Source organism: Bradyrhizobium sp. LTSP885 (assembly GCF_000938305.1).
Lineage (GTDB): Bacteria > Pseudomonadota > Alphaproteobacteria > Rhizobiales > Xanthobacteraceae > Bradyrhizobium.
The window spans coordinates 1040140-1049129 of the sequence record NZ_JYMT01000042.1; the positions used below are offsets into that span (position 1 = coordinate 1040140).

An 8990-nucleotide genomic window follows, 5' to 3' on the forward strand; every position below is an offset into this window, starting at 1 on the left:
TTTCCGTGCGCTCTCGCCGGGTCCGGAATTCGGCTGGCCGATTCCTCAGCCCGGCTGGCCGATTCCTGGGTCATCATCCGGTTTGCCCGGCCGGGACGCCTGCTTAGCGAGCGCAAGGCGCCGGAATTCGGTGGGGGTCAGGTCGGTGGCCGCCTTGAAGGCCCGGTTGAACGGGCCGATCGACTGGAATCCGGCGTCCATCGCGATCGTCAGCACCGGCACCTGCTTTTGTCCGGAATCGGCCAGGGCCGTACTGGCATCCTCAATCCGGTAGTGATTGAGGAAAGCATTGAAGTTGCGGTGCCCCAGCCCTTCATTGATCAACTGCCGCAGCCGGTATTCCTGAACGCCGAGCTCGGCGGACAACGAGCCGATGGTCAGTCCTTCGCGCCGATAGGCGCGCTCCACGGTCATCAGCCGTTGCAGCCGGCGCAACAATTCCGGGTCGACTGCGGGGGGCATGTCCTGTCCAGGTGCCACAGCGCTGGTCTCGCCCGGAACCCTGTGCGTGGTCGGCAGAAGGGCGGATGCCTGCTGCATTCTGGCCGCCTGAAACAGGCTCCATCCACTGAGGCTCAGCAGCACCCACAGCCCGACCGCGTTGGCGAGACTCCAAACGGAGGAGCCAGAAACCGAGGCGGCCCAAAGGCCCTGAAAAAACCCTGCGACGCTGTAGGTCACCGCGCCGACCAGTACGACGGCGCGCAACCGCCGCCGTCCGGCCACCAGGTCCAGTCGCCATGTCGCGAGTGTCTGCGCCGCAGCCAAGAGAGCGAGGCCGAGATAGACCAACGCCAGCGGTCGATCGAGGTCGCCTCTGAGCACGCCTCTTGCGGGCCAGAGGTCAAACAATTGCGTGCCGACAATGGCGACCAGCAAGGCGCCATGCCAGGGCCGCAGCACGAATTCGTCATCGAAGGTCGCGCGCGCCCAGAGCCAGAGCAGGACCGCCCCGCTGCTGGACAGGGCGGCCAGGATCAGGGCCCAATAGGGCCACGGCCGCGGAAATCCCGGCGCCTCGGAAATCGCGGAGGCCGCGACGGCGATCAGCAGCGCGGCGCTCAGACGCGCCGCCGTGTCCCTGCGGTCGCGCAGCAACACGCCTGCGATCAGCAACGCCAATCCGACGGCAGCGCCCCGACAACCCAGATCGATCGCTATCAACGCGCTGCTGCTCACGATCGGGATCACTCCATCCGGAAGTCTGGAGGACAAGGCTTACAGGGGAAGGCTTCGGCGCATCAAGCGCTGCGTCGAAGCTGGCCGCCGGCGCTTCGCCGCCTAGCTGCCGAGGATGTCGTGAACTTCGAGCGGCTTGTCGACCTGATTGAACCACTCGGCCCGGTTGGCGGCGCGGCGGCGGCCGCGCTCGTCGAACGGGAGCTTGAGCTGGCGCAGCAGGCTCATGACCTCCTCGCGCGCGGTGACATGGCCCATGCGCGGGCGCCGGCCCAGCGTCGCCTCGTCGATGTCGTCGAGCGCGGTCAGGCCGCGCGGAATTGGGGAGGTCGACATGAAGTCGCCACCGGGACCTGTCAGGGCTTCACGAACCGATAGACGAAGCGATCGGTCTCACCCTTGATCGACGGATCGAACACCTTGATCGAGTGCGGATCGTCCTTGTTCGCGAGCATGCTGCTTTCCGCGTCCAGCACGAAGCCGGCCGCCTCCACCTCCTCGCGAACGGATGCAGGCTCAATCCGATGCAGCGACTGGGCGTCGCTCGTGCCCGCCCCGACGGCGGCGGCGTGGTCTACGATGACGTAGGACCCACCGCGCTTCAGCCGCTCGTAGACAGCTCGATTGAATTGGGCCGCTGTCGCGCCCCTGGCCCGGATCAGCGCAGTGTGGAGATCGTGGTAGAACAGGTGCAGCCACAGGACATCCGATGATTTCGTGGCCTCCGGCATCGCGACGAGGTCCGCTGAGACGGCTTCGACGTTCTCTCGGCCCGGCTCCTTCGCGAGCGTCCGCATGCGGCCGACCTGATCGTTCTTTAAGTCGGCGATTTCGGTCGGCACGAAGCTGAAGACCCGTCCTTCGGGCCCCACGACGTCGGAGAACAGGCGCGTCCAGTCGCCGTCGCCTGGGTAAACGTCAATGACGATGGAGCCCGCATCTACACGTGCGAACCGGATCAACTCGGATAGCTTGGATTGGTCGTACATTGGGATCTCCGTTGCGGTTGGGCATTCGACGAGCGCGCGGCGTGCGAGAGGCGATGCATGGCTGATCCACCGTCTACCCGATGGCCGCAGATGGCCAGCGCTACGCCGCCAGCTCGTTCGGGTCGCGCCGCTATAAACTTTTAAGCGGCTTTCGCCGCCATCGTCGCGTGGGCCCACCAGACGAGTTCATCCAAAGCCGACTTCGTGGAGGCAAGCAGGTGTGCCTCGATGTCTTCGATGGGCTTGTTTGCACCCATCGGGGAGGTCAACATGAAATCGGCACCACCAATGTTGACGGTGGCGGCGGTCGAAACCATTCGCAGCGCACTCGTGATTTGACGTAGATGCTCAATCGCCCGCGCCGCTCCGGCCCCGCCGTAACCAATGGCAGTGAACGGCTTCCGTCCCCACTCCTTATAGGCTTGGTCGAGTGCATTCTTCAGCACACCCGTGACCGAGCTGTTGTATTCGGCCACCACGAAAACGAAGCCGTCGTATCGGGCGAGTGTCTTCTGCCAGCGTAATGTCTCGGCGTTCTTGCTGGGCGTCGACATAGGCGGCCCCTTCTCATCGAAGAAGGGCATCGGATGGTCGCGAAGGTCGACAAGCTCCGCCTCGATGTCGTCACGGGCCTGGGTCTGTTTCAGCATCCAGCCAGCGGCCTTGTCGGCGTACCGACCGGGCCGGGTCGAGCCAATCACGATGGCGATACGGGGTTTGGTGGTCACGATAACCTCATATCTTTTTCGCCAAGTTGCTGCAGCATTGCGGACGGCAAGTTGTAGCAATGAAAAGAACTAACCTTCCCACTCTCGACGTGGAAAACATCGCAACACGGAACATCTATTGCCTTGCCCGTGGGAGCTAGAGTTCCAGAAGCAAGGGGCATCTCACCTTTATGCGTTCCCCGAACTGCGAGTTCGACAACGACGACGTTCTCCGCGACGTAGATGCTAAGTAACTCACGGTGAAGGTCGGGGAATGCACTTGCTAAGCGGGCAATGGAGTCGCCAATGGCCTTCCCGCGGAACTTCGTGCCGGAAGCCATATCCAACATGTATCCTTCGTCAGAGAACATGGAGACAAACTTCTGCGTATCTATTCCTTGCCCCTCTCCGTAGGTGTAGAGCTTTCTGATAAGCTTTTCATGATCGAGCATAATCGATCCTCTCTGGAGTTGGTTACCTCCATTGGTGCTTCGGCAAGGCGTTGCCGCTGTTCAACGTATCAGCTGACTTTACGAATCGTTTCGTGTGGTACCGGTTTCGATGTGCGAGGGCCTGGGCTCGCATCCATCTCGGAGGCCCGCGCCAGTGCTTGCGTGTCGACATATTCCTGGATATTCGTCACTTTGCCACTTCGAACGGTAATGGCGAAAATCCAATCGTCCTTGAACGTCTTATTCGTGGCTTTGATTTTCCCCTTAGCGACGCCGACGACCAGAACCCGGTCTCCCTGCGCTACGTATTCGGAGGGCTCTGTTGAAGTTTCAACCGTTTCGGAAGCCTTCTGAAGCAAAGCCATCAATCCCGCGTGCCCGCGATACGTTCCGGCCAGCGGCCAGTCCTTTCCCGGAATGATCCACTCAATATCTTCGGCAGACAACGCCAGCAGCCCTTGCTTATCGCCGCGGCCCATTGCTGCAAAAAAATCCTTCACAACCTGTACATTCTTCTCGATGCTCATTGAAGTCTCTCCTCTTCCTTACTTCGGTTCGTCTCCGATCTACTCTATTGCTTTCACTGTTAGCGACCGGCCGGGCGTGGCGTGTCAGAGTTGCGCCAGGCCGCCGTCGACGGCGACCTCGCTGGCGGTCATGAAGCTGCTGTCCGACGATGCAAGAAAGGCAGCCGCTGCCGCAATCTCCGACGGATCGGCCATGCGCTGGAGCGGAGTCATCGAGGCGTAGACCTTCTGGCCCTCCTCGCCGAGCGCTGCCTTCGCGAGTTCGGTCGCAGTCGCCCCGGGCGACAGCACGTTTACCCGGATGCCGGTGCCCTTCAGGTCCTCCGCCCAGGTGCGCGCGAGGTTGCGCACTGCCGCTTTGCTCGCGCTGTAGGCGCTCATTCCAGGGGCGCCCGTGGTGCCGGCGCTCGATCCAGTCAGGATGATCGAACCGCCCTGGCCCATCAGTGGCAGCGCCTTCTGGACCGTGAAGATCGTACCCTTCACATTGGTGTCGAAGGTTTCGTCAATGTGCTTGGCGGTGATCTTGCCGAGCGGAAGCGGGCTTCCCGCCCCGGCATTGGCTAAGACAATGTCGAGGGTCCCGCGCTCGGCCTTCACCGCCGCGTAGAGTCGGTCAAGGTCGGCCAGATCGGAGACTGAGCCCTTCACCGCGCGGGCATTGGGCCCAAGGTCGGCCACAGCAGCGTCGAGCGCCTCCTGCCGGCGGCCGAAGATGAAGACGAAGGCGCCCTCCTCGATGAAGCGCTTTGCTGCGGCACGGCCGATGCCGGTAGCGCCGCCCGTGATGACGGCGGTCTTTCCATTCAATCTGGTCATGTCGTGCATCCTTCGTTTCGCCATCTCGGGTCTTTGGCTGTCCCCCCGAGAGCCTCAACATGGGTTCGCTGAAGTCAGGCGGTGAGTGCGGAAGCGCGCACATTGGTGGTGCAAAATCGATCCGGCTGGATGATTGACGCCAGCCGCGACGATCGGTGTCCGCCGTTCGGAATTGGGGCGCGCTCGTCGACATAGGCTATGATTACCGCCCGTACTGCCTGCTGCGCGGCGCTGCTCCATTCCTGAAGAAGAGAGGCGGGGCGCATACTGGCGTTCTCATCACCGATAGATTCCGAGGGCCGCGCGGTGATGAGCTTAGTCTGGCATTTACGCTACCGCACAGATGGTCGATTTTGCTCACATTGGGAAAGTGATGACTCGAAATTCGCAGACAGGTGCTCCGTATCACTAAGGTGGCGCGGTGCAGTTCAGAGCAGCCCTGCCAGGTGCTCCGTGGCGCGACCTGCCCGAGACCTATGGTCCCCGCACCACACGTTACAATCGCTTCGTGCGGTGGCGGCGGGCTGGCGTCCGGAACCGGATCATGGATGCGCTGGCCGCCGGTCATGATGCGGCAGATGCGCAGGCTAAGCGCCCCCGCCCCGTGCCGCGCGGGTGTTTGGTACAAACTCGTCCGCGACTGCGACGTGATGATCTGGCGGCAATCGGAGCCGCAGCCTGGCCCGTGGAGCGTTGGGGAAGAAGCGTCTGCGCTATTTCGGAATAATGGAATTGTGCATCTGAGTTGCCCGGCATGTCAAGTTGCTTGTTGAATGCAGGCAGCCGCCAGCTACTTTGCATGGGGTTGTTTTCGATGTTTTGGCAGCTCGCACCTTCGAGTCTCACATCAGGGGTGCAGTCCAGCACTGTCGCCGCAATCGAAGACCCGAAGACCCGCATTCGCGCCAACCCGACGCCCAGCCTCAGATGATGTCGTGAATTTCGAGCGGCTTGTCGACCTGGCTGAACCATTCGGCCCGGTTGGCGGCCCGGCGCCGGCCGCGCTCGTCGAGCGGCAGCTTGAGCTGGCGCAAGAGGCTCATGACCTCCTCGCGCGCGGTGACATGGCCCATGCTCGGGCGTCTGCCGAGCGTGACCTCGTCAATGTCGTCGAGCGCGGTCAGGCCGCGCGGAAAGAATTCGCGATAGACCACCCGCTCGGCAAAGCCGTCGACCGAACGGAACCCGAGTTGCAGCGACAATTGCTTGAGGCCATCGGCGACCAGCTGCTTGTTGCGCGAGCCGAGCATCGACAGCCGGTTGCGGACCACGATCCAGTCGGTCGAGGCGCCGTCGATCTGGCGGCGCTTGCGCCTGACGTCGCGCACCATCTCCGCATAATGGCTCTCGCCGGTAACCGCATAGTTCGCCGGATCGACCGTGCCCAGCACGTCGAAATCGAGGAAGCTGTCGTTGATCGGCGTCACCAGCGTGTCGGCCATCGAATGCGCCAGCCGCATCAGATAGCTGTCCGCCCCAGGCGTATCGATGACGATGAAATCATAGGCGCGTTCCACCGCGCTCACCGCTTCCATGAATTGTTGGAACTCGGCGTTCTCGTTCTCCTCGATCTGCATCGTCTCGCCATACGTGATGCAGGTGTGCACGGGGAGTTCGAGATCGAGCCCGGAGCGGCGCGCCCAGGCCCGGCGGTTGTTGATGTAACGGGTGAAGCTTTGCTGGCGGCAGTCGAGATCGATGCTGGCGACGCGCTGTCCGGCCTTCATCAGGGCGACAGCGATATGCAGGGCGGTGGTCGACTTGCCCGAACCGCCCTTCTCGTTGCCCAGCACAACGACATGTGCGGAGCCGGATTGACCCTGACTGGCCTGCACTAACATGACTCAACCCCCGGCAATATCTTCAAATCGCGCGCGGCTACGGTCAAGTGAAATGCATCACAGCGATACGAAATCAATCGTTGCCGTCCTTAATCATGAATCGCACAAGCTAAACGGCCGCGTCGATCGCGCCGGTTTGCCGGCAATGCTTCGGCCTTGGCAAACTCCGCCAGCCTGCCGAACGCCAACTCTCCCACCCAGCTTTGCTCACGAGATCGAGACCAGATGCCGCAAGCCCCCATTGTCGTCCGTACCGTCCCCGCCCTGCGTCGCACCGTCGACATCATGCGCGCCAGGAAGGCGATGGTCGCGCTGGTCCCAACCATGGGAGCCCTCCATGACGGCCATGTGTCGCTGGTGCGGCTCGCCAAACGCCGCGCCAAGCGGGTGATCGTCTCGATCTTCGTCAACCCGACGCAGTTCGCGCCGACAGAGGATTTCGGCTCCTATCCGCGCACCTGGAAGGCCGACATCGCCAGGCTCGCCGCCGAGGACGTCGACCTGATCTGGCACCCTGAGCTGAAGGCGATGTACCCGGACGGCTTCGCCACGCGGATCGTGCCGGAGGGGCCGGCCATCGCCGGGCTGGAAGATCGGTTCCGGCCGCATTTCTTCGGCGGCGTCGCCACCGTGGTCGGCAAGCTGTTCACGCAATGCCGGCCCGACATTGCGATCTTCGGCGAGAAGGATTTCCAGCAGCTCCGGGTGGTGAGCCAGATGGCTGCCGACCTCGACCTCGGCGTCAAGGTGATCGGGTCCCGGACGGTGCGCGAGCGCGACGGTCTGGCGATGTCCTCGCGCAACGTCTACCTCTCGGTCGAGCACCGCCGTGTCGCCCCCGAGCTCCACCGGGTGATGAAGGAAACGGCAGGGCGCCTGCGCGCCGGCGCGGATACCGCAACCGCAGTCGCGGCTGGCGCCGCTGACATCACCAAGGCCGGTTTCGCGCTCGACTATCTCGAGGTCCGCCACGCCGCCACGCTGGCGCCGATCGCCTCGCTGAAGGACGGTCCGATGCGGATGCTGGTGGCGGCGCGGATCGGCAGCACCCGCCTGATCGACAATATCGCGGTCTAAGCGGCCCGACGGTCGCGGGGTTGCGCTTGCGCGGCCCCGCCCCTCCGTGGATGATCGCAGCTTTCAGAGGCGATCATCATGTCCCGATATTTCAGGCAAGGCATCATTCTCGGTATCGCGCTCCTGGCCGGCGGCATGACGCAGGACTTGGCCCAGGCCCAGACCCGGCCGCCGATCGGTGGCATCGGACAAGCGCCGGACGCGATGATCTTCTATGTCGCGCATGGCGGCCCCGATGCCTGCGGCCCGGGCTGCTCGGACTGGATTGCAGCCGAGGGCGCCATTCAGTTCGATACCTTCAAGCGGATCATCGCGATCCTCGATCGGCAGGCGGACCGCAAGCTGCCGGTGGTGATCAATAGCCGGGGAGAGTCCAACCTCAATGTCGCCGCCAGCATCGGCCGGATCCTGCGCGATCGCGGCATCGACGTCACGGTGGGGGTGACCCTGGTCGAGGCCTGCAACGGTAAGACCGAAGCGGATTGTTTCGCGCTGAAGCGGCGGGGCGGGCCGCTGGACGCCAAGGAGAAGGTGTCCGACGTCGTCTGCGATCTTGCCTGCGTCATGATGCTGGCGGGCGGCGTGCATCGCAGCCTGCCCCCCGGCAGCCATGTCGTCGTCACCAGCATGTCGATCCACAACCGGCTGGCGCCGAACGTCTCCGCCGAGGCGCGCGAGAACCTCAGCGTGAAATTCGCCGACCAGTTCCGGAAATATCTCACCGAGATGGGTGTCGAGCCTGCGCTCATCGATATCGCCGACAGCAATGCGACGAACGGGCATGCCGTCGAGATCCCGGCATCCGAATGGAACCGGCTGCATCTCGTCACGCCGTCGAAACACACGACGCGCGACAGCAATCCGATTGCTTACAACAATCCGATTGCTCAGAGCAATCCGAGGTCGCGCAGCTCGCGGCGCATCGGCTCGGGCATCGAGGCCACGCTGGCCGCGCTCGATTTGGTGAGATCTGCCGGGGCCGAGTCCGCGGTCAGATAGCGCCAACCCTGAAAGGGGCGCATCGGCCGCGGCGAGACCGCGATGAGCTTGGGCTGCATGACCAGGCGGCAGCGTCCGATGCCGTCCTTGTCGCGGAACGGCTCGATCGCGATGATCTTTTCGCGCGCGGCGATTTCGCCCTTGATCACCCAATAAATCGAACCGCCGGCGAGCAGCTCCGCGTCGCGCTTCGGCGTCATGCGCGTGACGTGAACGTGACGGAGCGGCAGGCCCTTTTTCTTCGCGGTCGCCATCCGTTCGGCGATCCAGCCCTTGAGTTCCTTGACTGACTCGCAACCGACGGAAAGCTTGATGAGATGAAGCGGCATGCGCCGGATTTAGCGGCCGGCGCAGGCTTTGAAAAGGGAGCGTGACAGGTTTTCCCTCGCGACAAACGCCC

General features: G+C 63.2%; 10 protein-coding genes and 2 pseudogenes. 3 read left to right on the plus strand and 9 right to left on the minus strand.

Annotated elements, in window-relative coordinates; all coding sequences use genetic code 11:
* Positions 1–45: 45 nt before the first annotated feature.
* The 7 genes and pseudogenes from UP09_RS33880 to UP09_RS33910 all read right to left on the minus strand — a co-directional run bounded on the left by UP09_RS33880 (position 46) and on the right by UP09_RS33910 (position 4673).
* The gene (locus UP09_RS33880) at positions 46–1179 is read right to left on the minus strand and encodes an AraC family transcriptional regulator (RefSeq protein WP_044542772.1); all 1134 of its coding nucleotides are present in this window, start codon (positions 1177–1179) and stop codon (positions 46–48) included.
* Positions 1180–1281: 102 nt separating this feature from the next.
* Positions 1282–1572 (minus strand): annotated as a pseudogene (locus UP09_RS33885) (division plane positioning ATPase MipZ); the annotation flags it as partial.
* Complete coding sequence (locus UP09_RS33890) at positions 1536–2168, minus strand: class I SAM-dependent methyltransferase (RefSeq protein WP_044542610.1); 633 nt, start codon at positions 2166–2168, stop codon at positions 1536–1538. The pseudogene UP09_RS33885 and the gene UP09_RS33890, both read right to left, overlap by 37 nt.
* A gap of 140 nt (positions 2169–2308) precedes the next feature.
* Positions 2309–2896 (minus strand): NADPH-dependent FMN reductase, encoded by a 588-nt coding sequence (locus tag UP09_RS33895; RefSeq protein ID WP_044542611.1) that lies wholly within the window; start codon positions 2894–2896, stop codon positions 2309–2311.
* Positions 2893–3327, minus strand: a complete 435-nt coding sequence (locus UP09_RS33900) for a nuclear transport factor 2 family protein (protein WP_044542612.1) — start codon at positions 3325–3327, stop codon at positions 2893–2895. The genes UP09_RS33895 and UP09_RS33900 overlap by 4 nt, the downstream gene beginning before the upstream one ends.
* A gap of 68 nt (positions 3328–3395) precedes the next feature.
* Positions 3396–3854, minus strand: coding sequence for a nuclear transport factor 2 family protein (locus tag UP09_RS33905; RefSeq protein WP_044542613.1), 459 nt, complete (start codon positions 3852–3854; stop codon positions 3396–3398).
* A gap of 84 nt (positions 3855–3938) precedes the next feature.
* Positions 3939–4673, minus strand: a complete 735-nt coding sequence (locus UP09_RS33910) for an SDR family NAD(P)-dependent oxidoreductase (protein WP_044542773.1) — start codon at positions 4671–4673, stop codon at positions 3939–3941.
* A gap of 445 nt (positions 4674–5118) precedes the next feature.
* Here UP09_RS33910 and UP09_RS37295 point away from each other — a divergent pair.
* A pseudogene (locus tag UP09_RS37295) lies at positions 5119–5244 on the plus strand (transposase); the annotation flags it as partial.
* A 352-nt stretch (positions 5245–5596) separates the two neighbouring features.
* Here UP09_RS37295 and UP09_RS33915 read toward each other — a convergent pair.
* Entirely contained in the window at positions 5597–6514 is a 918-nt protein-coding gene (locus UP09_RS33915) for a division plane positioning ATPase MipZ (RefSeq protein ID WP_044542614.1), read from the minus strand.
* A 225-nt stretch (positions 6515–6739) separates the two neighbouring features.
* Here UP09_RS33915 and panC point away from each other — a divergent pair, with 225 nt between their 5' ends.
* Both panC and UP09_RS33925 read left to right on the plus strand, forming a co-directional pair.
* Complete coding sequence (gene panC, locus UP09_RS33920; protein ID WP_044542615.1) at positions 6740–7591, plus strand: pantoate--beta-alanine ligase; 852 nt, start codon at positions 6740–6742, stop codon at positions 7589–7591.
* A gap of 78 nt (positions 7592–7669) precedes the next feature.
* Positions 7670–8590, plus strand: coding sequence for a hypothetical protein (locus tag UP09_RS33925; protein ID WP_063840170.1), 921 nt, complete (start codon positions 7670–7672; stop codon positions 8588–8590).
* Here UP09_RS33925 and UP09_RS33930 read toward each other — a convergent pair.
* Positions 8479–8919, minus strand: coding sequence for a DUF1489 family protein (locus UP09_RS33930; protein WP_044542616.1), 441 nt, complete (start codon positions 8917–8919; stop codon positions 8479–8481). The two genes, UP09_RS33925 and UP09_RS33930, sit on opposite strands and share 112 nt — an antisense overlap.
* Positions 8920–8990 lie beyond the last annotated feature (71 nt).